Source organism: Agreia sp. Leaf283 (assembly GCF_001422485.1).
GTDB lineage: Bacteria > Actinomycetota > Actinomycetes > Actinomycetales > Microbacteriaceae > Agreia.
The window spans coordinates 1,277,248-1,297,790 of record NZ_LMNF01000001.1 but is presented as its reverse complement, the minus strand read 5'-3'; the positions used below and the strand labels follow the sequence as shown (position 1 = coordinate 1,297,790).

At 68.2% G+C, this 20,543-nt stretch carries 19 protein-coding genes; 12 read left to right on the top strand and 7 right to left on the bottom strand.

Going from position 1 to position 20,543, the window contains the following annotated elements; genetic code table 11:
- The first annotated feature begins 22 nt into the window (after positions 1 to 22).
- Together ASF51_RS05865 and ASF51_RS05860 are read left to right on the top strand one after the other, a co-directional pair.
- Complete coding sequence (locus ASF51_RS05865) at positions 23 to 640, top strand: NADPH-dependent F420 reductase (protein ID WP_055926448.1); 618 nt, start codon at positions 23 to 25, stop codon at positions 638 to 640.
- A gap of 125 nt (positions 641 to 765) precedes the next feature.
- Positions 766 to 1,836, top strand: a complete 1,071-nt coding sequence (locus ASF51_RS05860; protein ID WP_055926444.1) for a beta-propeller fold lactonase family protein — start codon at positions 766 to 768, stop codon at positions 1,834 to 1,836.
- 118 nt (positions 1,837 to 1,954) lie between these two features.
- Here ASF51_RS05860 and ASF51_RS05855 read toward each other — a convergent pair whose 3' ends face one another.
- Both ASF51_RS05855 and ASF51_RS05850 read right to left on the bottom strand, forming a co-directional pair.
- The gene (locus tag ASF51_RS05855; protein ID WP_055926442.1) at positions 1,955 to 2,647 is read right to left on the bottom strand and encodes a hypothetical protein; all 693 of its coding nucleotides are present in this window, start codon (positions 2,645 to 2,647) and stop codon (positions 1,955 to 1,957) included.
- A 38-nt stretch (positions 2,648 to 2,685) separates the two neighbouring features.
- Positions 2,686 to 3,567 (bottom strand): LLM class F420-dependent oxidoreductase, encoded by an 882-nt coding sequence (locus ASF51_RS05850; protein ID WP_055926439.1) that lies wholly within the window; start codon positions 3,565 to 3,567, stop codon positions 2,686 to 2,688.
- A 52-nt stretch (positions 3,568 to 3,619) separates the two neighbouring features.
- On the opposite strand from ASF51_RS05850, the gene ASF51_RS05845 reads away from it, so the two are divergent.
- The 4 genes from ASF51_RS05845 (at position 3,620) to ASF51_RS05830 (ending at position 7,113) form a co-directional block, all read left to right on the top strand.
- Positions 3,620 to 4,597, top strand: coding sequence for an aldo/keto reductase (locus tag ASF51_RS05845; RefSeq protein ID WP_055926436.1), 978 nt, complete (start codon positions 3,620 to 3,622; stop codon positions 4,595 to 4,597).
- A gap of 69 nt (positions 4,598 to 4,666) precedes the next feature.
- Positions 4,667 to 5,899 (top strand): Fic family protein, encoded by a 1,233-nt coding sequence (locus ASF51_RS05840; protein WP_055926433.1) that lies wholly within the window; start codon positions 4,667 to 4,669, stop codon positions 5,897 to 5,899.
- Between the two features lie 86 nt (positions 5,900 to 5,985).
- Positions 5,986 to 6,465: a VOC family protein gene (locus ASF51_RS05835; protein WP_055926430.1), complete on the top strand. Its 480-nt coding sequence runs from the start codon at positions 5,986 to 5,988 to the stop codon at positions 6,463 to 6,465.
- Between the two features lie 6 nt (positions 6,466 to 6,471).
- The gene (locus ASF51_RS05830) at positions 6,472 to 7,113 is read left to right on the top strand and encodes a helix-turn-helix domain-containing protein (RefSeq protein ID WP_055926427.1); all 642 of its coding nucleotides are present in this window, start codon (positions 6,472 to 6,474) and stop codon (positions 7,111 to 7,113) included.
- Between the two features lie 86 nt (positions 7,114 to 7,199).
- Here ASF51_RS05830 and ASF51_RS05825 read toward each other — a convergent pair whose 3' ends face one another.
- The 4 genes from ASF51_RS05825 to ASF51_RS05810 form a co-directional block, all read right to left on the bottom strand.
- A complete protein-coding gene (locus tag ASF51_RS05825) occupies positions 7,200 to 7,469 on the bottom strand; it encodes an HPr family phosphocarrier protein (RefSeq protein ID WP_055927986.1) in 270 nt (89 codons plus the stop codon).
- A gap of 72 nt (positions 7,470 to 7,541) precedes the next feature.
- Positions 7,542 to 9,623 (bottom strand): fructose-specific PTS transporter subunit EIIC, encoded by a 2,082-nt coding sequence (locus ASF51_RS05820; protein WP_082479577.1) that lies wholly within the window; start codon positions 9,621 to 9,623, stop codon positions 7,542 to 7,544.
- A gap of 11 nt (positions 9,624 to 9,634) precedes the next feature.
- Positions 9,635 to 10,642 (bottom strand): 1-phosphofructokinase family hexose kinase, encoded by a 1,008-nt coding sequence (locus ASF51_RS05815; protein ID WP_055926424.1) that lies wholly within the window; start codon positions 10,640 to 10,642, stop codon positions 9,635 to 9,637.
- Complete coding sequence (locus ASF51_RS05810) at positions 10,639 to 11,424, bottom strand: DeoR/GlpR family DNA-binding transcription regulator (RefSeq protein ID WP_055926421.1); 786 nt, start codon at positions 11,422 to 11,424, stop codon at positions 10,639 to 10,641. The genes ASF51_RS05815 and ASF51_RS05810 overlap by 4 nt, the downstream gene beginning before the upstream one ends.
- 245 nt (positions 11,425 to 11,669) lie before the next feature.
- Here ASF51_RS05810 and ASF51_RS05805 point away from each other — a divergent pair, with 245 nt between their 5' ends.
- Together ASF51_RS05805 and ASF51_RS05800 are read left to right on the top strand one after the other, a co-directional pair.
- Positions 11,670 to 12,041, top strand: a complete 372-nt coding sequence (locus ASF51_RS05805) for a TIGR02611 family protein (protein ID WP_055926418.1) — start codon at positions 11,670 to 11,672, stop codon at positions 12,039 to 12,041.
- A gap of 43 nt (positions 12,042 to 12,084) precedes the next feature.
- Complete coding sequence (locus ASF51_RS05800; protein ID WP_082479576.1) at positions 12,085 to 14,601, top strand: phosphoketolase; 2,517 nt, start codon at positions 12,085 to 12,087, stop codon at positions 14,599 to 14,601.
- A gap of 148 nt (positions 14,602 to 14,749) precedes the next feature.
- Here the strand turns inward: ASF51_RS05800 and ASF51_RS05795 are convergent, their stop codons facing one another.
- On the bottom strand, positions 14,750 to 15,766 hold the full coding sequence (locus tag ASF51_RS05795) for a LacI family DNA-binding transcriptional regulator (RefSeq protein ID WP_157412022.1): 1,017 nt from the start codon (positions 15,764 to 15,766) through the stop codon (positions 14,750 to 14,752).
- Positions 15,767 to 16,042: 276 nt separating this feature from the next.
- On the opposite strand from ASF51_RS05795, the gene ASF51_RS05790 reads away from it, so the two are divergent.
- The 4 genes from ASF51_RS05790 to deoD all read left to right on the top strand — a co-directional run bounded on the left by ASF51_RS05790 (position 16,043) and on the right by deoD (position 20,540).
- Complete coding sequence (locus ASF51_RS05790; protein WP_055926413.1) at positions 16,043 to 17,185, top strand: ABC transporter substrate-binding protein; 1,143 nt, start codon at positions 16,043 to 16,045, stop codon at positions 17,183 to 17,185.
- Positions 17,186 to 17,284: 99 nt separating this feature from the next.
- On the top strand, positions 17,285 to 18,079 hold the full coding sequence (locus ASF51_RS05785; RefSeq protein WP_055926410.1) for an ABC transporter ATP-binding protein: 795 nt from the start codon (positions 17,285 to 17,287) through the stop codon (positions 18,077 to 18,079).
- On the top strand, positions 18,076 to 19,764 hold the full coding sequence (locus ASF51_RS05780; RefSeq protein ID WP_162236925.1) for an ABC transporter permease: 1,689 nt from the start codon (positions 18,076 to 18,078) through the stop codon (positions 19,762 to 19,764). Before ASF51_RS05785 ends, ASF51_RS05780 begins: the two co-directional genes overlap by 4 nt.
- A 77-nt stretch (positions 19,765 to 19,841) precedes the next feature.
- Positions 19,842 to 20,540 carry a purine-nucleoside phosphorylase gene (deoD, locus tag ASF51_RS05775; protein ID WP_055926403.1) on the top strand — a complete coding sequence of 233 codons (699 nt, stop codon included), beginning with the start codon at positions 19,842 to 19,844 and terminating at the stop codon, positions 20,538 to 20,540.
- The last annotated feature ends 3 nt before the right edge of the window (positions 20,541 to 20,543 follow it).

The following is a 20,543-nucleotide window of genomic DNA, read 5'->3' as shown; positions in this document are numbered from 1 at the left end:
CGATGACAATTAGGAGATTCTCATGGCGCTCGTCACCATCATCGGAGCAGGAAACATGGGTTCGGCCATCGCCGCAGTGGCAGTTGCCGGCGGAAACACGGTGCAGGTTCTGGCCCGCGATGCAGAGAAGGCCGCGGCGGTCAACCCCCAGGCGACCGCGGGCGTCGTCGGCGACGCCATCACGGGCGACATCGTGGTTCTCGCCCTCCCGTACGGCGCGGTCGCTCCCGTGCTCGAGTCCTACGCCGGACAGCTCGACGGCAAGGTGCTCGTCGACCTGACCAACCCGCTCGACTTCTCGACCTTCGACTCCCTCGTCGTCGCTCCCGGGTCGTCGTCGGCCGCAGAGATCGCCGAGGCCGTACCCGGCGCATCCGTTCTCAAGGCGTTCAACACGAACTTCGCCGCGACCCTGGCGACCGGGGCCGTCGGCTCCGAGAAGACCACGGTGCTCATCGCCGGCGACGACGCCGACGCGAAGGCGGCCCTCGCCGCCGTCGTCGATGGTGGCGGACTCAAGGCCGTCGACGCGGGCAGCCTGAAGCGCGCGCACGAGCTCGAGGCCCTCGGCTTCCTGCAGCTGACGCTCGCCGCCGCGGAGAAGACCTCGTGGACGAGCGGATTCGCCCTCGCCGACTAAGCCCCTTCGGCGCGGCGCCCGCCGCACGAATGTGCCCGTTTCCCTCCATCTGCTCCGTCACCACGGAGCAGATCGGAGGTGAACGGGCACCATGGCTGCGCACCGGCGAGTGGGAGAATTGACGGGTGACAGACACCCGCACGTATCTCTGGGCCGGCTCCTACACCGCAGACTCCGGCGGATCAGGCACGGGAATCGAGCTGCTCGACGCCGCCGTGGGCCGCTCGCTCGAATCGCTCGGCACCGCAGCCGAAGCGCCCTCCCCGTCGTTCCTCGCGGTGCACCCCACCGCCCCCGTGCTCTACGCCGTCAGCGAGGCGGCCGGTTTTCTGCAGGCCTACTCGATCGTCGAGGGCGAAGAGGGCCACCTCGGCCCGGCCCTGACACCGCTCGGCGAGTCGTGGACCACGGGCGACGCCGGATGCCACGTGGCCGTCGACCCGCGCGGCCGCTACGCGATCGTCACCTGCTGGGGCGACGGCCAGGTGATCCTCTTCGGCCTCGACGGCCGGGGCGGCATCGTCTCGCGCACGATCGCCCCCGCCGCGCGCGACCCGCACGCCCACCGCAACCCCGCGTATCCGGCCCTCGGAACCGCCAGGCCGTCGCGCGCCCACGCGAGTCTCATCCTGCCCGACGGGCGCATCCTCACCACCGACCTCGGGCTCGACGTCGTGCGCATCTGGACTCATGACCCACTGCGGGGACTGGTGCGCGCGGGCTTCGTGACGCTCCCCTTCGAGTCCGGGCCGAGGCACCTCGCACTGCACCGAGACGGGCGCGTGCTTGTCGTCACCGAATACTCGGTCGAGGTGTTCACGCTCGCGCCCAACGACGAGGGCGGATTCGACGTCGTGCACCGGACCCCCGCCATCGAGGGCGGCGCCGATGAGGGCGACACGGCCGCACATATCGAGCTGTCGGCCGATTCGACCCGCGCCTACGTGGGCGTGAGGGGCTCGAATCGCATCGCCGTGCTGAGCGTCGACGACGACGGCGCGCACCCCCTGGAGGCATCGCCGTCGGGCGGCGACTGGCCGCGGCACCACCTCGTTCACGACGGACTGCTGCGGGTGGCCCACGAACGATCGAGCGAGGTCACGACATTCGCACTGGATGCCGCGACCGGCCTGATCGGCGAGCCTCTCGATTCACTCGGGGTCGGCTCCCCCACCTGCCTGGTGCTCGCCCGCTAGCTGCGCGGCCCTTCCGCAATACAGGTTGTTCTGTAAACACGCCGCTGTTCGGAGCACGAAACACCGGCCCTGGCCCCATCCATCCTGTCGAACGGATCCGCTCTTCAGGTCGGGCAGCTCACAAACCGGCCGAGGACTTCCTCGATCGAGCCGCGAGGATCGCGAAAGCCGCAGCGACCGCGAGCGCGACCACGAAGACGGAGCCGAACGCCACATCGCCGTCGAACACGGCGACATCGCCGGCCGGAGAGGCGAATGTGCAGAGCGGTCCGGTTGGAACCACCGAGAACACCGTCGACGGCGCATGGACCGCTTCGATGGCAGCACGCCCGACGACGGCCACCGGAGGAACCCCGCAGTCGATCCATCCTCCCCTCGCGAATGAGATCGCGTACGCGGCTGTGCCGAGTCCCGCGGTCACGGCGACGACCGCCGCGGACAGCGATATCGCCACGGTCCAGGCGAAGAATCGCGGATGCGACGAAGCGGGTCGCACACGCAGCGCGACGGTCAGCACAACGAGAATCAGCGCCAGCACGACAAGGTGCGAGGCGAGGGGCTCATCGGGATAGGTGACGTTGGCACCGGAGGAGCACCTCAACCCCAGAGGAGTGAGACCGAATCCGATCGCCACGGGAGTAGAGCCGGTCGATTCGTATTGCACGGTCCAGGGAGTCCAGCGCTCGGACCCGCAGACGTCGAGGGCGCCTCCCGCCGCGTAGCCGATCCACCGCACGAGCAGCACACCGACGGCAGCCGCGGCGCCGACGATCGACACGACGGAGATGATCCGCGGAATCGCTCCCTTCATCCGACCGACCCTACCGCTGCTGCTCGCCCGCTAGCGCACTAGATGGCGGACAGCCTGCCGACCACCTTCGTCGTGAGGTTCTCCGTCCACGGAACCGGGTCGACGTAGCGCGGCGGCATCACGCCGACGAGAGTCATGCCGAGCTCGGCGTAGCGCTCCATGTCGGCCAAGAAGGCGTCGGTGTCGCCGGTGGGGTCGCCCTGGTACAGCATCGTCTTCTCGATGGCGTCGTAGTCGGTTCCGAGCTCGTCGCAGTGGCCGCGCAGCACCTCGAGCTTGTGCGCGACCGTCGCGAGGGCCCCGTCGCCCGGAGCTCCGAAGAGGTTGCAGGCCTGCGCGTACTGCGCCACGAACTTGAGTGTCTTGCGCTCTCCGCCGCCGCCGATGAGGATCGGCACCGATCCGCGCACGGGCTGGGGAAGGCTGATCGTCTCGGCCAGCGAGTAGTGCGCGCCCTCGAAGGGGCCGTCGTTCGGCGACCACATCTGCCGGCAGATCTGCAGCGTCTCTTCGAGCCTTTCGAAGCGCTCCTTCGTCGAGGGGAACGGCACTCCGAGCGCCGCGTGCTCCCGCTCGTACCAGGCCGCGCCGAGGCCGAGCACAGCCCGGCCCTTCGAGAGCACGTCGAGGGTCGTCACCGTCTTGGCGAGCAGGCCCGGATGCCGGTAGGTCACGCCTGTGACCAGCAGGCCCAGCCGCATCCGGTTCGTGACGCCCGCGAGGTAGCCGAGCGAGGTGTAGCCCTCGAGCATCGGCTCGAACGGACCGCCCGCGTCGAGCATCTGGAACCAGTGGTCCATGAACGAGAACAGCGAGATGCCTCCCTCGTCGGCGATGCGCGCCGTCTCCGTGAGGCGATCGGCGAGGGTGGTCTCCCACTCGGGAGCGGTGAACGTGTAGTAGTGCAGACCCAGATCCATATGGTCACCCTAATCCCGGAGAACACCGTCCCCGCCGGGTTAGCCTCGATCCATGAGATACACACGACTCGGCAGCACCGGACTGAAGATCAGCGAGGTCGTGCTCGGCTGCATGAGCTTCGGCACGCCCGACCGCGGCGGTCACGCCTGGACGCTCGACGAGGAGGCCAGCCGGCCGCTCATCCGCAGCGCCCTCGAGCAGGGCATCACGACCTTCGACACGGCGGATGTCTACTCCGACGGCTCGAGCGAGGAGATCGTCGGTCGCGCGTTGGCCGACTTCTCCCACCGCGACGACGTCGTGATCGCGACGAAGGTGCACGGACGCATGGGCGTTTCGCCCAACCGCGGTGGTCTGTCGCGGGTGCACATCATGTCGGCGATCGACGACAGCCTGCGCCGCCTCGGCGTCGACCACGTCGACCTCTACCAGATCCACCGCTGGGACGCGGAGACCCCGATCGACGAGACGATGAGCGCGCTCAACGACCTCGTTCGTGCAGGCAAAGTGCGCTACATCGGCGCCTCGTCGATGTGGGCGTGGCAGTTCGCCAAGGCCCAGCGCGTGGCCGAGGCGAACGGCTGGAGCCGTTTCGTGTCGATGCAGGACCAGTACAACCTGCTGCAGCGCGAGGAGGAACGCGAGATGCACCCGCTCTGCATCGACGAGAAGGTGGGCGTTCTGCCCTGGTCGCCGCTCGCGCGTGGCCGGCTCACACGCGACTGGGATGCCGAGACCGAGCGCACGGGCAAGGATCTCTTCGGGGCCACGCTCTACTCGTCGAACGACGACTCGAATCGCGCGATCGTGGATGCCGTGGCCGCGATCGCGGGTGAGCGCGGCGTCTCGCGCGCCCAGGTAGCCCTCGCGTGGGTGCGGCAGCAGTCGGCGGTTTCGGCGCCCATCGTGGGAGCGACCTCGCAGAAGCACCTCGACGACGCCGTCGCGTCGCTCGACGTCGAGCTGAGCGAGTCGGAGCTCGCGCGCCTGGCCGAGCCGTATACGCCGCGCAATCCCGAGGGCTTCTAGAACTGCGTATGTGAGGATTGAAAAGTTTCATACCAACACTTATCGCATAAGTGTTGGTATGGTCGATCCATGGATGCACGTGAGGGGGTGGCTATAGCCATTCCGCCGACAGGTTCGGAGACACATAACTGGACTCCTCGATACCCCGACCTCTATTCGCGGTCCGAGGTGATCCGACAGACCGGCCCCTACGACTCCGCAACGACTCCGCCTATCGCGCAGTGGTCACCCGCACTCTCGAGCGAGACGATCGCCGACGTCGAGGAAGCAGCACTGGCCATTCGCACGTTCGACCTGCATTCTCAGGCCGTACTGGGCTCGACCGATCCCGCCCTGGCGCCGATGTCCGCAATCCTTCTTCGAACAGAGTCGGCATCCAGCAGCCAGATCGAGCACCTCACGACCTCAGCAAAACAACTCGCCCTCGCCGAGATCGACGAAGGCAAGAAGTCCCACGCCCGCACGGTTGTCGGCAACGTTCGAGCGATGGAAGCGGCGCTGCGACTGTCCGACTCCCTTGACGCGACAAGCGTTCTGGCGATGCACAACGAGCTTCTGAGTCGACAGCCCGGCCTGGAACACGAGGCGGGGCGATACCGCCGCGAGCTCGTCTGGATCGGGAACAACGACACCGCCGGCCCTCGCGGAGCATCCTTCATAGCTCCGCAGCACGAACTCGTGCCACGTGCCGTCGACGACGTCATGGTGTTCGCACGCCGAACAGATCTGCCCTCTCTTGTGCAGGTGGCCGTAGCTCACGCGCAATTCGAGACCATCCACCCGTTCGTCGACGGCAACGGCCGTACCGGCCGCGCCCTGGCACAGGCGATGCTCCGCCACAACAAGATCTCTACTCACACGACGGTGCCACTATCCGCAGGACTGCTCGTCGACACGGAGTCGTACTTCGACGCGCTCAACCGGTATCGACAGGGAGACGCGGGTCCCATCGTGCGGCGGTTCGCAGATGCCGCTCGCTACGCTTCGGTCACCGGGCGCACTCTCGTCAACGCGCTCGCCGATCAGCTCAGAGAGTCCACCGAAGCACTGTCCGGGATTCGTTCCGACTCGGCCGCATGGAGGATCCTGCCGCGACTCGTCGGTCAGCCGGTGGTCAACATCCGCTACCTCGTCGGCACTCTCGGCTCACGCGATGTGACGGTTGCGAGGGCCTTGGATGTGCTGACCACACGCGGAGTGCTTGTCGAGCGCACCGGATTCTCCCGCAACAGGGTCTGGGAGCATCGAGGAATCCTGACCGTGCTCGATGACTACGCAAGGGAGGTTCGGAGGGCGCGATAATCACTCTTGACGGTTCACTTGTTTTTTGCAAGTATCAGATCAGTTCACCAAGCCAGCATTCCTACCGCCACCTGAGGAGCCCCACAATGTCGTCGATGTTCGTCAACCTGCCCGTCACCGATCTCGAGCGCGCCAAGACGTTCTACACGTCGCTCGGGTTCAGCATCAATCCCATGTTCACCGACCACAACGCGGCCTGCGTCGTCGTCGAAGACGGCCACAACTACTTCATGATCCTGGTGCGCGAGTTCTTCCAGACGTTCACGAAGCTGCCGATCGGCGACAATGCGGTCAACCCGGCCGTGTCCACGGCGATCTTCCTCGACACTCGCGAGGCGGTCGACGAAGCCGTGACCAACGGACTGTCGGCCGGCGGCACCGAGCCGCAGCCGGCATCCGATTATGGTTTCATGTACCAGCGCCAGATCACCGACCCCGATGGAAACCTCATCGAGTTCGGTTGGATGGACCCGGTCGCCGCAGAGCAGGGTCCCGAGGCGTTCGCGGATCAGCAGCCCGAGCAGGCCGCGCAGTCCGAGCAGTCCGCGCAGCCCGAGCAGGCCTAGGGCTCGATGGCCGCGCGCGATTACGGGCAGTACTCCGGTGTCACCCGAGCCGTCGAGCTCATCGGCGAGCGCTGGGCACTGCTGATCGTGCGCGACCTGCTGGTGGGGCCGCGCCGCTACGGCGAGCTCGCCGAGGGGCTCGCGCGCATCCCGAGCAACATTCTCGCGACCCGGCTCAAGGAGCTTCAGGCGGCCGGCATCATCCGCCGCGCACCGCGATCGCGCATCATCGTGTACGAGCTCACTCCCTACGGCCGGGAGCTGGAGCCCGTGGTGCTCGCACTCGGCGCCTGGGGATTCAAGGCATTGGACGAGCCACGAGACGAGCAGGTCGTCACCCCGGCGTCATTGACCATGGACCTGCGGTCCGCCTTCCAACCGCGGGTGGCTCTCGAGCTGCCGGCCACGTCGTATGCGGCCCGTATCGGCGACGCGGAGCTGTTCATCAGGGTGGATGGGTCGGCCCTCGACCTGACGCGCAGCGACGGCCCCGTCGACATCGCTTTCGCGACGGGTCCGGCCATCCACCGGCTCATCTCGGGCGACTTGGCGCCGCAGCGGGCGATCGACACAGGCGCCGTCGAGGTCCTCCGCGGCCACGGCGCCCTGCTCGACCGCTTCGCGAGCACGTTCCACCTCGCTGCCTGACCCCACACGCACTGAAGTGCGGAGAATGGCCGTTTCCGTATGGATCGAAGCGGCCATTCTCCGCACTTCAGTGCGTTCAGCCCGAGCTACTCGGCGTCGAGGTCCGTCTCGAGCAGCGCGGCGAGCTCCTCGAGGGCTGCCTCGGCCCCATCGCCGTCGGCGGCGAGCGTGACGATGTCGCCGTTCGCCGCGCCCAGGCTCATGATCGACAGGATGCTCGCCGCGTCGAGCGGGGTGCTGCCGGCCTTCGAGATGGTCACCTTCATGGGCTGGCGCTTGACCGCCTCGATGAAGACGGAGGCGGGACGGGCGTGCAGTCCGACGCGGCTGGCGATGGTGGCGGTGCGTTCAGGCATGGTGTGTCTCATTTCTTGAATCGGGGGTGCTTGTTTCAGAGGTTTCGATGAAGAGGTGTCAGCGAGGGTGAATCAGCGGGCCGCGACCGGCACGCCGGCCTTGGCGGACGAGGCCGACGCAGCCGACGAGGTTCCGCCGGCCACAGACGAGTCGGCGGTGTCGACACCCTCGACCGGGCGGCGACGCACCCAGCGCTTGAGCGCCACGACGAGCAGTCCGGATACGACGGTCCCGGCAAGGATCGCGACGATGAACATGGCCAGGTTGCCGATCGCGAAGAAGACGAAGATGCCTCCGTGCGGTGCCTGCGAGGTCACCCCGGAGCCCATCACGATGGCGCCGGTCAGGGCGCTTCCCACGATTCCGGCGGGGATGACGCGCAGCGGGTCGACGGCCGCGAACGGAATCGCGCCCTCCGAGATGAACGCGGCGCCGAGTAGCCACGCGGCCTTGCCGTTCTCGCGCTCTGCGGCGCTGAACAGCTTCTTGTCGAGCACGGTGGCGAAGGCGAGCGCCAGGGGCGGAACCATGCCCGCGGCCATGACCGCGGCCATGATCTCCCACGGCGCCTGGTTCGTGGCCGAGCCCGCCGACAGGCCGGCCACCGCGAAGGCGTACGCGACCTTGTTGATGGGTCCACCGAGGTCGGCTGCCATCATGACGCCCAGGATCAGGCCGAGGATGACCGCGCTCGCCCCGGTCAGCGACGAGAGCCACGTGGTGAGGCCGGACATGAGCAGAGCGATGGGCCCGCCGAGCACGATGACCATCAGGCCGGATGCGAAGATCGAGCCGACGAGCGGGATGATGACGACGGGCATCAGTCCGCGCAGCCAGCGCGGCACCTGCAGCCGCCCCAGCGCCCACGCGATGAATCCGGCGAGCAGACCACCGACGAGGCCGCCGAGGAATCCGGCGTTCATCAGCAGGGCCACCGCACCTGCGGTGAAGCCCACCGCGATGCCGGGACGGTCGGCGATCGCGTAGGCGATGTAGCCGGCGAGGGCGGGAACCAGGAAGCCCATCGACGCCGCACCGATGGCGAATGCCACGGCGCCGAGGTAGGTGCCGAGGCCTCCGTCGGGCAGGTTGAAGAGGCTGTAGTTCAGGATGATGTCGGTCGCGTTGCCGCTGATCTTGTAGCCCGCGAGCAGGAAGCCAAGGGCGATGAGCAGGCCGCCACCCGCGACGAACGGGATCATGTAGCTGACACCGGTGAGCAGCCAGCGCTTGATCTTCTGGCCCACATGCTCGTCGGTCGTGGTGCCGGTGGATGCCGCGGCGCCGTCACCCGCGACACGTCGCGCCTGCGGGTCGTTCGCGGCGGCGAGCGCCTCGGCGATCATCTGGTCGGGCTCGTCGATTCCGCGCTTGACCGGCGCCTGGATGACGGGCTTGCCCGCGAATCGCGCCTTGTCGCGCACGTCGACGTCGACCGCGAAGACCACGGCCACGGCGTTCGCGATGATCGCGGGGTCGAGCGGTGTGACGCTCGACGATCCCTGCGTCTCGACGTGCAGCTCTGCTCCGGCGCGCTTCGCGGCCGCCACGAGCGAGTCGGCCGCCATGTAGGTGTGCGCGATGCCGGTGGGGCAGGCGGTGACGGCGACGAGGATGGGCCGGGCTGCGGCATCCGGTGCCGGTGCGTCGGCCACGGGGGCAGCCGACCCGGCCGCATCCGACGCGGGAGCGGCGACAGGCTCGTCGGCCAGCGCGCCGTCGACGAGCTCGACGATCGCCTCGGCGCTCGGAGCCTCGCGCAGCGCGGTCACGAACTCGGGCTTGATCAGCGACCGCGCGAGCTTCGACAGCAGCACGAGGTGGGCCTGGTCGGCGCCGTCGGGCGCGGCGATGAAGAAGATGATGTCGGCGGGGCCGTCGGATGCGCCGAAGTCGACGGCGGGGGCAGGCCTGGCCATGGCGAGCGTCGGCTCGAGCACGGCCGTCGAGCGGCAGTGCGGGATGGCGATGCCACCCGGGATGCCGGTGTCGGTCTTGCTCTCGCGAGCCCAGGCGTCGGCGAAGAGCGCCTCGGTGTCGCTCGCGCGACCGGATGCGGTGACGAGTCCCGCGAGGCGCCGGATGACGGCCGCGCGGTCGGTGCCGAGATCCTCGTCGAGGATCACCAGCCCGGGGGTGATGAGTGAAGACATCGTTGTTCTCCTTACAGGGTGATTCGCTCCGCGGGAATGCGCGGAAGCGTGGTGACGACGAGTTGTTCGGGATGCGTCTGGTCGAGCCTCGGCACGGTCGTGCCGGGGAGGGAGGCGGCTGCGGCGCCGTGGGCGACCGCCTGGGCGAGGCGACCCGCGGGCAGGTCGCCTCTCTGGTCTGCGAGCACGTAGCCCGCGAGCGAGCAGTCGCCGGCGCCGACCGTGCTGCGGGCGACGATCCGGGGGGCCGGCGCGAACCGGGCGGCGTCGGAGTCGACGAGCACGGCTCCGTGCGATCCGAGCGTCACCAGCACCGCGCCGAGGGCCGGCGAGATCAGCGCCTCGGCGAGCGACACCGCGAGCGCCGGATCGGCCTCGAGCTCCTCGTGCGTCGCAGAACCCGTGTCGAGTCCCTGTGATTCCGCCAGCTGCAGCAGCTCCTCGGCGTTGGGCTTGACGAGGTCGACCCGCTCCCCCGACGCGACGAGGGCGGCGAGCGGCGCGCCCGAGCTGTCGACGGCGATGCGCAACCCCGTGCCCACAGAGCTCGGCACGGCCCGCACGGCTCGCACGAGATCCGCGTAGAACGTGTCGGGCACGCCCGGAGGAACCGAGCCGGCGAGCACGAGCCACGACGCCGAGGCGCAGGACGCGACGACCGCCTCGATCAGCTCGGCCACGGTCTCCGCGCTCAGGTGCACGCCCGGGTCGTTGAGCTTCGTGGTCGTTCCGTCGGGCTCGGTGAGGGTGATGTTCGAGCGGATGGGCGCGTCGATCGACACGGTCGCCGTCGGAATGCCCGACGCCTCGAGCGCCACGACCAGCGGGTCTGTCGACGCACCGGGCAGGATGGCGAGGGTCTCGCATCCGGCCGCATGCAGGGCCCGCGAGACGTTCACGCCCTTGCCGCCCGGCTCCTGGCCGGTGACGACGGCGCGCTGCACCTGGCCGCGCTCGAGCGGAGCGTCGAGCTCGACCGTGCGGTCGAACGAGGGGTTCACGGTGAGGGTGACGATCACGGCACGATCACCTCCACGCCCTCGGCGTCGAGGGCGGCCGACAGCGTTCCGGCGGGGTCGACGTTCGAGACGAGGGTGTCGAGGTCGCGCAGCTCGGCGAACCGGTAGAGCGCCTCCTCGTCGAGCTTCGTCGAGTCGGCCAGAACGACCGAACGCCGGGATCGGCGGATCATCGCGGCCTTGACCGCGGCCTCCCTCTCTTCGGGAGTGCTGAGGCCGAAGGCGGCGCTGACGCCGTTCGTGCCGAGGAAGGCAATGTCGGGCCGGAGCCGATCGAGCTGCTCGATCGTGGATGCGCCGACAGCCGCGCTGGTGAGGCCTCGCACGCTGCCGCCGAGCAGGTGCAGCTCGATGGCGGGGTTGAGGTGCAGCAGGGCCGCGATGGGAACGGAGTTCGTGATGATGGTCAGCGGATGCCCGTGCGACGGGTTCCAGTCGACGAGCAGTTCGGCGAGCATCCCGGTCGTCGTTCCGGCGTCGAGCAGGATCGAGCCGCGGAACGTGTCGCCGATCATGCCGAGGGCGGTGCGGGCGATCAGGAGCTTCGCGTCACGGGACTTGTCGGCCCTGACGGCGACGGTCGATTCGGCCAGGCTCGTCTTCGATCCGGCGACGGCCCCGCCGTGCACTCGCAGCAGAACGCCACGACGTTCGAGGTGGTCGAGATCCCGGCGCACGGTCTCTGCGGTCACGCCGAATCGCTCGGAGAGCTCGGTGACCGTGACGCGGCCCTGCGCGCCGATCGCTTCGCCGATCTGCTGATGCCGCTCTATGGCGTACATGTCGTCGTTGACCTCGTCTTTCGATTCGCCTGTGAACCTGCGTCTGGCTGTGTTGTGATGTGACTTTATGTCTGTTTGTCTGCGAAAGCAAGATAAACAAAGATTTTGGATGCCCTTCGACAAGCTCAGGGAACGACGTGGCTGCCCTTCGACGGGCTCAGGGAACGGCACGCATGCCCTTCGACAGGCTCAGGGAACGGCGCTGTGCTCAGGCAACCGGGAGGGTTCTCGCCTACCGTGAAGCGATGACCGACACCCTCACCCGAGAGATCGAGATCGGCGAGAGCCCGCAGAATCCGGTGCGCCGCGCACTGCGCCGTGCCCGGGCCTGGGTCGAGCGGCACCCGCGCATCCGGTTCGCCTACCGATTCGCGGTAGCGGTTCTCGGCGCGACGGTGGCGATCGTCGGGCTGATCCTCGTGCCGCTTCCGGGGCCGGGCTGGCTGATCGTGTTCCTCGGCATCGCCATCCTCGGCACCGAGTTTCCCGCCGCCCACCGCCTGGGTCAGTGGCTGAAGCGCGTTCTCGCGAAGGCCGTCTCGCGGTGGAAGGCGTGGCGCGCATCCCGTTCTGCCCGTGCGTCAAGCTCCTCCCGAATGGACACACCGCGCGCCTAGGATGAGCAGCACTACCCCCGTGCAGTGCTGAAGGAGACCTTCCATGACCGGTTCCGCATCCACCATCGACGGGCTTCAGTCGCCCGTCATCCCGCGCGACGCGCACAACCCCTGGTATCAGCGGCCGGCCGAGCCGCTCGAGGGCGAGGCGCTACTGCAGGTCGATGCCTGGTGGCGGGCCGCCAACTACCTCTCTGTGGGTCAGATCTACCTGCTCGACAACCCGCTGCTCGAGCGCCCCCTTAGCCGCGACGATGTGAAACCGCGCCTGCTCGGGCACTGGGGAACCACTCCCGGGCTCAACTTCGTCTACGCCCACCTCAACCGCATGATCCGGCACCGCTCTCTGCCGACGCTCTACATTGCGGGCCCCGGCCACGGCGGCCCGGGCATGGTGGCGAACGCCTGGCTCGACGGCACGTACTCCGAGATCTACTCGAAGATCGACCAGTCTGTCGACGGCATGCGCGGGCTGTTCCGCCAGTTCAGCTTCCCCGGCGGCATCCCGAGCCACGCCGCGCCCGAGACCCCCGGATCGATCAACGAGGGCGGCGAGCTGGGCTACTCCCTCTCGCACGCCTACGGCGCCGCGTTCGACAACCCGAACCTGCTCGTGGCCGCGGTGATCGGCGACGGCGAGGCCGAGACCGGTCCGCTCGCCACGGCCTGGCACTCCAACAAGTTCATCGACCCGCTGCAAGACGGCGTCGTGCTGCCGATCCTGCACCTCAACGGCTACAAGATCGCCAACCCCACCGTGCTGGCACGCATCCCCGAAGAAGACCTGCTCGCCCTGATGCGCGGCTACGGACACAACCCGCACATCGTGTCGGGCGGCTTCGACGGCGAGGACCCGCTGCTCGTCCACGCCCGGATGGCCGAGACGCTCGACACCGTGCTCAACGAAATCGCCGCCATCAAGCAGGATGCCGCCGACGGCACCCTCGAGGGAACTCCCCGCTGGCCCATGATCATCCTGCGCACGCCCAAGGGCTGGACCTGCCCTGCCGAGATCGACGGCCTGCCCGTGGAGAACACGTGGCGCGCGCACCAGGTTCCGCTGGCGAGTGCCCGCGACACCGAAGCGCACACCCGCCTGCTCGAATCGTGGATGAAGAAGTACAAGCCGGAGGAGCTCTTCGACTCGTCGGGGGCGCCCACGCCCTTCGTCACCGGTCTGGCGCCCGAGGGCTACCTGCGCATGAGCGCGACGCCGTATTCGAACGGAGGGCTGCTGCGACGCGAGCTCCGGATGCCGGACTTCCGCGAGTACGGGGTCGACGTCACGGCCCCCGGTCACGAGACGGCCGAGGCCACGAAGGTGCTCGGAGGCTGGCTCGCCGACGTCATCAAGCTGAACCCCGACAACTTCCGCATCTTCGGGCCCGACGAGACGGCATCCAATCGCCTGCAGGAGGTCTACACGGTCACCGACAAGCAGTGGAACGCCGAGATCCTGCCCGTCGACCTGAACCTGGCCCGCGCCGGTCGGGTGATGGAGATGCTGTCGGAGCACCAGTGCCAGGGCTGGCTCGAGGGCTACCTGCTCACCGGCCGGCACGGACTGTTCAACTGCTACGAGGCCTTCATCCACATCGTCGACTCGATGTTCAACCAGCACGCGAAGTGGCTGCAGGTCGCCCGATCGATTCCGTGGCGTCGCTCCGTGTCGAGCCTCAACTACCTGCTCTCGAGCCACGTCTGGAGGCAGGACCACAACGGCTTCAGCCACCAGGATCCGGGCTTCATCGACCACGTCGTGAACAAGAAGGCCGACGTCGTTCGGGTGTATCTGCCCGTCGACGCGAACACGCTTCTGTCGACCTACGACCACTGCCTGCGCAGCGTCGACTACATCAACGTGGTCGTCGAGGGCAAGCAGCCCGGGCCGCAGTGGCTCAGCATGCCGGAGGCGGTGGCGCACTGCACGCGCGGCCTCGGCATCTGGGACTGGGCCGGCACGGAGCGGCCGAGCGACGAGCCCGACATCGTGCTAGCGTGCGCCGGCGATATTCCGACCATCGAGACTCTCGCGGCCGCATCCCTGCTGCGCAAGCACCTGCCCGAGCTGCGCGTGCGCGTCGTGAATGTGATCGACCTGATGCGCCTGCAAGACGAGACCGAGCATCCGCACGGCCTGTCGAACCGCGACTTCGACACCATCTTCACGACCGACAAGCCCATCGTGTTCGCTTATCACGGGTACCCGTGGCTCATCCATCGCCTGACCTACCGTCGGGCGGCGAACGCGAACCTGCACGTGCGCGGATTCATCGAGGAGGGCACCACGACCACCCCGTTCGACATGCTCATGCTGAACAACCTCGACCGGTACCACCTGGTGATCGACGTGATCGATCGGGTTCCCGGGCTGGGGTCGAAGGCGGCCGCGCTTCGGCAGGACATGCAGGATGCCCGTATGCGCGCCCGCCAGTACACGCGCGAGCACGGAGAGGACATTCCCGAGGTCGCCCAGTGGTTGTGGTCGGGAGACGACGGCGTGGGCTTCGACCGGCAGAACCTGCAGGCCGTCGACGAGACCGGCGGAGACAACGCCTAGGTCGCGCCCCGTTCTGCCCGTTCCCTGAGCCTGTCGAAGGGCCGCCTGCCGCTCCCTGAGCCTGTCGAAGGGCCGCCTGCCGCTCCCTGAGCCTGTCGAAGGGCAGCCCCCGTTCCCTGAGCCTGTCGAAGGGACGCTCGGGAGGGCTCTACCGCGGGGCCGGGCCCGTCGAGCCGCGCAGAATGAGCTCGGTCGGCAGCGACTCGGACTCGACCGCGTCGAAGCCGCCCGCGTGAAGTCCCGCGATGAGCAGGTGCGCCGAGCGTCGGCCGATCTCAGCCATGTCCTGTCGCACCGTGGTGAGCCCCGGGGTGACGATCGCGGCCATGTCGACGTCGTCGAAGCCGACCACGGAGACGTCTTCGGGAACGCGCAGGCCGGCCTCGCGCAGCCTGGTCATGGCGCCGATCGCCATGTAGTCGTTGCAGCCGAAGAGCGCAGTGAACCTCACCTCGTGGGCGAGCAGGTCGGAGACGAGGTCGTAGCCCGACTTCAGCTCGAAGTCGCCGTGCAGCGTCAGCGCGTTCGGGAACGACTCCTTGATGGCTCTGGTGCGCTCGATCGTCGAGTGCAGTCCCGCGAATCCGGCGATGATGACGGCCCGGGTGTGCCCGAGATCGCGCAGGTGGCGGCCGAGCATCTGCGCCCCCACGAAGTTGCTCGAGGTGACTGACGGAACGTCGGGCAGGGTGTCGACCTTCTCGTCGGCGAAGACGATGGGCGAGTTGCCCGACACCCGCACGAGTTCGTCGCTCGCCGAGATCTCCCTGCTCGCGGTGTAGATCAGCCCCTCGATCGACCGGGTGCGCAGCAGGTTGAAGTAGCGCTTCTCCCGACGCGGGTCGGAGTTCGACGTGCTGCAGATGATGAGTCCGTAGTCGAGTTCGTCGGCCACCTCCTCGACACCGCGCGCGATGCGGCCGAAGTACCAGTGCGAGATGTCGGGCACGGCCAGGCCGATCATGCCGCTTCGCCCCGACTTGAGGCGCTGGGCGCCGGAGTCGGGCACGTATTCGAACTCGGTGATCAGCTTCTGGATGCGTTCGGCCGTCGCAGGATTCACCGGTCGCTTTCCCGAGAGGGTGTGCGAGACGGTGGTGACACTCACGCCGGCGGCAGCAGCGATCTGCTGCATTGTCCACGGCTTCGATGGGGTGTCGGTCACGAACTCACAGTAACCGAGAGAGCCGTGCACTCACGACCCTGTGTCGCATTTTGCAAAACGAGTTGCTACCGAAAATACGGCCGCATAAGAGAGGTATGACTCGAGCGGCCGTTCAACTTTCTTTTACAGTCCAGAAACAGGAAGAAATCGGGCTGAAACACACTCCCCGTACCGTCGGACGGAGAAGTCGCAAAACGATTTGCAGCCCGACCCGCACCACAGTCCTGTGCGCCTGCCGCATGCCCGCCATAGCCTCCCACCCGCCAAGGAGAATCAATGCACTCCCGCTCCCGCTCCCCCTTCACCCTCAACTCCGCTGCCCGCACCGCCTCTGCCCGCACCGCCTCTGCCCGCACCGCCCCCGCCAGCACCTCGCCCGCCCGACGCCCCACGAGGCTGATCGCCGGTGCCGCCCTGGGCCTGTCGGCCATGCTGGTGCTCGCGGGCTGCAGCAGCAGCGCCAGTTCCGAGACCCCGTCCTCCGACAGCCCCGTCGCCCTCACCCTGCAGACCTCGTGGATCCCGCTCGTGCAGTTCGGCGGCAGCTACGTCGCCGACTCCGAGGGCTACTACGCCAAGAACGGCGTCGACGTCGACATCCTGCCCGGCGGCCCCGACGTCGACTCAATGGCCGCGGTGGTCTCGGGACAGGCCGACATCGGAATGGGCAACGCCGACACCGTGGCCCGCGCCAACGAGCAAGGCGCCGACCTCGTGATCGTCGCCGCCGGATTCCAGAAGAACCCCCTCGCGATCCTCTCGAGCCCCGACAAGCCGATCGCGACTCCGGCCGACATGGAGGGCATGAAGATCGGCGTTCCCAGCGGTGACGAGGCGGCTCAGGATGCGCTGCTCGAGGTCAACGACGTCGACGCCTCGAAGGTCACGTCCGTGCCGGTCGGCTTCGACGTCGCCCCGCTGGTCAGCGGCGAGGTCGACGGCCTCTGGGTGTTCTACAGCGAGCAGCCCATCGCCTACGAGGAGTCGACCGGAAAAGAGGGAGTCACCTTCCTCACCGCCGACTTCGGGCTCGACGTCTACGCCCAGGTCTACGCCGTCACGAAGGAGTCCCTCGAGGACCCGGCCAAGAAGGCGGCCATCGAGGGCTTCCTCAAGGGAGAGATCGAGGGATGGCAGAGCTACGTCGCCGACCCCACCGAGGCCGTCGACCTCACGGTCAACGACTACGCGAAAGACGGAGGCCTCACGGTCGAAGAGCAGACCAAGCAGGCCGAGCGCCAGATGGATCTGCTCGTGACCGATGAGACCGACGAGCACGGCCTGTTCTGGATGTCGGACGAGGGCATCGAGAAGAACGTCGACACCCTGACGACGCTCGGAATCACCGACGTCGACGCCTCGCTCTTCGACAACTCGCTGCTCGAGGACATCTACGGCGGCAAGTCCAGCCTGCAGTAGAACCGACCGCCGCGGGTGGGGCCGACCCGACTCCCCCACCCGCGGCATCCATCCACCCGCACCCCGCACCACCCGCACCCGACGACAAGGACACCCGACGTGGACGGCACAGGCTTCACCCTCAGCAACCTGACCAAGGTGTACTCGTCGAAGAAGAGCGACGTTCTCGCGCTCGACGACATCTCCCTCGCCGTGCCCCAGGGGTCGTTCACCGCCCTGCTCGGCCCGTCGGGCTGCGGAAAGTCCACGATCCTCCGCATCCTGGCAGACCTCGAGTCATACTCCGCGGGCGAGGTGACCATCCACGGGGAGAGCCCGTCACGCATCCGCACGGCCCACCGGCTGGGCCTCGCCCTGCAGGACCCGTCGCTGCTGCCGTGGCGCAGCGTGCGCGACAACATCCGCCTGCCCGGCCAGGTCATGGGCGTGAGCATTCCGAAGAGCCGCATCGACGAGCTGATCACGCTGGTCGGTCTCGACGGCTTCGCGGATGCGCGTCCGTCGCAACTGTCGGGCGGCATGCGCCAGCGGGTCGCGATCGCGCGGGCGATCGTCGCAGAACCCGAGATCCTGCTGCTCGACGAACCGTTCGGAGCGCTCGACGAGATCACCCGGCAGCGCATGAACGAGGAGCTGCAGAAGCTGTGGAGCGCGACCAGCGCCACCGCCCTTCTCGTGACCCACTCGATCTCGGAGGCGGCGTTCCTGGCCGACCGGGTGATCGTCATGTCGCCGCGGCCGGGCCGGATCGTGGGAGACATCACCATCGATTTCGAGCGGCCCCGACGCCGCGAGCTGCTCTCGACCCCCGAGTTCCACGCGGTCTGCGACGAGCTGAGTTCGCTGCTGCACGCGGGCGCCGACGAGGAGTCCCTGCAGGCGGTCGAGGCGTGAGCGTGTCGTCCTCGACGCCGACCTCGACCTCGACGCCGACTGCCTCGCTGCACACGCCGGCGCAGCAGCAGGCGATCGCCACCGAGCGCGCGCGTTCCCAGCGCGCCGGCCGCCGGGCCGCGCTGTCGGGCTGGGTGACCACCGCGCTGGTGAGCGTCGCGCTCGTCGTGCTGTGGGAGATCCTGGCCGACGTCGCCCTCACGCGACTGGGCGTGCTCGCGTCGCCGAGCGCGATCATCCGGAGCCTGATCGCCGAGCCGCAGCTCTACGTCGGTGCCTTTACCAGCACGGCGTGGATCGCGGTGCGCGGATGGTTCTGGGGCAATCTCGCAGCGATCGTCGTGGCCATCCTCTTCGTGCAGCTTCCGGCCCTCGAGTCGCTCTTCCTGCGGCTGGCGCTCACCCTGTTCTGCCTGCCGCTGGTCGCGGTCAACCCGCTGCTACAGCTCACCTTCGACCCCGACACGGCGAAGGTCGTGCTCGCAGGGCTGTCGGTGTTCTTCACCACCCTGGTCGGCACGATGCTCGGCCTGCGCTCCGCCGACGGCGGCCCGCTCACGATGGTGACCGCCTGGGGCGGCCGGGCCCTGAGCTCGCTGCGCTTCGTGCGGCTGCCCTCGGGCATCCCCTCGATTCTCACGGGGCTGCAGATCGGCGCCGCCGCGGCCGTGCTCGGCGCCATCTTCGGCGAGTTCATCGGCGCGAAGGCCGGTCTGGGCGTGCTGCTCATCAACGGCCTGATGTCGCTCGATCTGGCCCGCGTGTGGTCGGTCGCCGTGATCGCGACCCTGATGGCGGCCGTGCCCTACGGCCTCTTCGGCCTGCTGCGCCGCTGGCTCACCCCGTGGTCGGCCACGATCTCGAACGCCCAGCAGGCGGCGCCGGCCGTGCGCGGGTCGCTCGGAACCCGGGCCCTGCGCGCCGCGGCCTGGACGGTCGGATCGATCCTCGTGATCCTTGCCGCGTGGTGGGCGTATCTGATCGTGTTCGACATGTCGCCGTTCGTGGGCAAGTCGCCCATCGACGTGTACACCTACCTGTTCACCGCCGAAGACGCGGGCGAGAACCGCGCCGTGATGCTCGACGCGCTCGGCGTGACCCTGGTGCACGCGGGGGTCGGCTACATCGCCGGGCTCGTGATCGGCATTGCCGCTGCCGTGTCGTTCGTGCTCTTTCCCATCGTGGAGCGTGTGCTCACACCCGTGGCCGTCGCCCTGCGCTCGGTTCCGATCATCGTGCTCACACCGGTGCTGATTCTCGCACTGGGCCGCGGGCTAGGAGGTGTCGTCGCCATCACCGCCATCGTCACCTTCTTTCCCACGCTGGCCAACACGCAGGGAGGGCTGAAGCGCGTTCCCGCCGACGCGTTCACCCTGCTGCGCAGCTACGACTCCTCGGTCTGGAGCACGCTGTGGCGCCTGCAGCTGCCCTACACGCTGCCCGCGATCTTCGCCTCCGCGCGCATCGCGGCCCCCACGGCGGTGCTGGCCGCCACGCTCGCGGAGTGGCTCGCGACCGGCGACGGCCTCGGCCATGAGATCGTGAGTTCGCGCGCGCACTCCGACTACACGGGCCTGTGGGCGGCGGCCGCGATCCTCACCGCCGTCTCTCTCGTCTTCTACAGCCTGGTCAGCGCCGCCGAGCGCGCCGTGCTGTCGCGTTACGCACCATCCCAGCTCGGCTGACCCCGCCCGCCCCGACGATCTCGATACGGTCGCTGAGCGACCTGCTCGATCAGCGCAACACAGAAAGACGACACATCATGGCCACTCCCCACATCGGCGCCGACTCCGGAGCCTTCGCCCCTGACGTTCTGATGCCCGGCGATCCGCGCCGCGCCAAGCTCATCGCCGAGACCTTCTTCGACGATCCGCAGCTCGTCACCGAGGTGCGCGGCATCCTCGGCTACACGGGGACCTTCAACGGAAAGCCGATCTCGGTACTCGCCTCGGGCATGGGCATGCCCTCGATGGCGATCTATGCGACCGAGCTGGCCCGCTTCTACGACGTGACCCGCATCATCCGGGTCGGCACCATCGGCGGTATCGCCCCGTATCTGAAGCTCGGCGATGTGGTCGCCGCCTCGGCCGCGCACACGAACTCGAACATGACCGCGGAGTGGGTGCCCGGCGTCACGCTCAGTCACGCGCCCTCGTTCCCGCTGCTGCGCAAAGCCGTCGAGCACGGCGAGGCGACGGGCAAGACCATCCACGTGGGCCCGCTGTTCACCACCGACAGCTTCTACAACCCCGACGCCGAGCTCGTCGACAGGCTGCTCGCCTATGGCACGATCGGCATCGACATGGAGGCGGCGGGGCTCTACGCTGTGGCGATCAAAGAGAAGTTCGACGCCCTGATGGTCGGCACGATCAGCGACCTGCCGGGCTCCGAGATGACCGCTGCCGAACGCGAGGCCACCTTCGCCGACATGGTGTCGTTCGCGCTGGCCGCGCTCCAGTAGCCC

Bases quoted from the DNA above. Each gene is read 5' to 3' on its own strand.
- deoD (WP_055926403.1), top strand. From the start codon at position 19,842: ATGGCCACTCCCCACATCGGCGCCGACTCCGGAGCCTTCGCCCCTGAC.
- ASF51_RS05830 (WP_055926427.1), top strand. From the start codon at position 6,472: ATGGCCGCGCGCGATTACGGGCAGTACTCCGGTGTCACCCGAGCCGTC.
- ASF51_RS05845 (WP_055926436.1), top strand. From the start codon at position 3,620: ATGAGATACACACGACTCGGCAGCACCGGACTGAAGATCAGCGAGGTC.
- ASF51_RS05850 (WP_055926439.1), bottom strand. From the start codon at position 3,567: ATGGATCTGGGTCTGCACTACTACACGTTCACCGCTCCCGAGTGGGAG.
- ASF51_RS05865 (WP_055926448.1), top strand. From the start codon at position 23: ATGGCGCTCGTCACCATCATCGGAGCAGGAAACATGGGTTCGGCCATC.
- ASF51_RS05810 (WP_055926421.1), bottom strand. From the start codon at position 11,424: ATGTACGCCATAGAGCGGCATCAGCAGATCGGCGAAGCGATCGGCGCG.
- ASF51_RS05825 (WP_055927986.1), bottom strand. From the start codon at position 7,469: ATGCCTGAACGCACCGCCACCATCGCCAGCCGCGTCGGACTGCACGCC.
- ASF51_RS05835 (WP_055926430.1), top strand. From the start codon at position 5,986: ATGTCGTCGATGTTCGTCAACCTGCCCGTCACCGATCTCGAGCGCGCC.
- ASF51_RS05805 (WP_055926418.1), top strand. From the start codon at position 11,670: ATGACCGACACCCTCACCCGAGAGATCGAGATCGGCGAGAGCCCGCAG.
- ASF51_RS05790 (WP_055926413.1), top strand. From the start codon at position 16,043: ATGCACTCCCGCTCCCGCTCCCCCTTCACCCTCAACTCCGCTGCCCGC.
- ASF51_RS05820 (WP_082479577.1), bottom strand. From the start codon at position 9,623: ATGTCTTCACTCATCACCCCCGGGCTGGTGATCCTCGACGAGGATCTC.
- ASF51_RS05855 (WP_055926442.1), bottom strand. From the start codon at position 2,647: ATGAAGGGAGCGATTCCGCGGATCATCTCCGTCGTGTCGATCGTCGGC.
- ASF51_RS05840 (WP_055926433.1), top strand. From the start codon at position 4,667: ATGGATGCACGTGAGGGGGTGGCTATAGCCATTCCGCCGACAGGTTCG.
- ASF51_RS05800 (WP_082479576.1), top strand. From the start codon at position 12,085: ATGACCGGTTCCGCATCCACCATCGACGGGCTTCAGTCGCCCGTCATC.